Here is an 821-nt window from a genome sequence, read left to right as displayed (position 1 = left end):
ACCCGCGGGGGCCGCGCCCGCTGGCTCGACACCGTCTTCGGCATCGCGACCGGGTTCTTCTCCTCGGTGCCGCAGTACGTGCTTGGCACGCTGCTCGTGACCGTGTTCGCCGTGCTGCTGGGGCTGTTCCCCGCGGCCGGCGTGCACGGCCCGGCCTCCTTCGTGCTCCCCACGATCGCCCTCGCGGTCGCCCCCACGTGCACGATCGCCCGCGTGGTGCGCCGCGAGACGGCGGTCGTGCTGGAGCAGGACTACTTCCGCACGGCCCGCGGCTGGCGACTCAGCCACGCGCGGCTGTACCTGCGCTACGCCCTGCCGAACATCCTCACCGTGACCCTGACGCTCTCCGGCCTGCTGCTGGCCGGCATGCTCGGCGGCGCGCTCATCATGGAGACCGTGTTCGCCTGGCCCGGGCTCGGGCGCGGCATCGTCGCGGCCATCCTGTCCCGCGACTACCCCGTCATCCAGGGCATCATCCTCGTCCTCGGCATGCTGGCCACAGCGCTCATCATCCTGGTGGATGTCCTGCTTGCCCTCATCGACCCCCGCGCACGGAAGAGCTGACCCGAGATGCTGCCTGCATTCAAACGACTCAACTGGACCCCCGGCCTCATCGTCGGGGTGACCATCTTCGCGCTTCTCATCCTCAGCGCGATCTTCGCGCCGCTGTTCCTCTCGGGGAAAGCGGAAACGCTGACCGATGACGCCGCGCTCGGCATGAGCCTCGCCCACCCCCTGGGCACCGACGACTTCGGCCGCGATCTGCTCGCACGCAGCCTCGTCGCCACCCGGCTCACCCTGCTCATGGCCCTCGCCGCGAC

The 821-nt window shown here is 70.3% G+C and carries 1 protein-coding gene and 1 pseudogene; both read left to right on the top strand.

Features of this window, described 5'->3' with window-relative positions; translation table 11 throughout:
• A partial coding sequence (locus tag OOT08_RS01815) for an ABC transporter permease (protein ID WP_325090857.1) occupies positions 1 to 564 on the top strand: 564 nt, incomplete at its 5' end.
• 6 nt (positions 565 to 570) lie between these two features.
• Positions 571 to 821: pseudogene (locus OOT08_RS01810) on the top strand (ABC transporter permease); the annotation flags it as partial.

The sequence above is a fragment of the Leucobacter sp. M11 genome (assembly GCF_035726885.1).
Taxonomy (GTDB): domain Bacteria; phylum Actinomycetota; class Actinomycetes; order Actinomycetales; family Microbacteriaceae; genus JAPFRB01.
The sequence above is the reverse complement of the archived record's forward strand: the minus strand, read 5'-3'. Positions and strand labels throughout refer to the sequence as shown.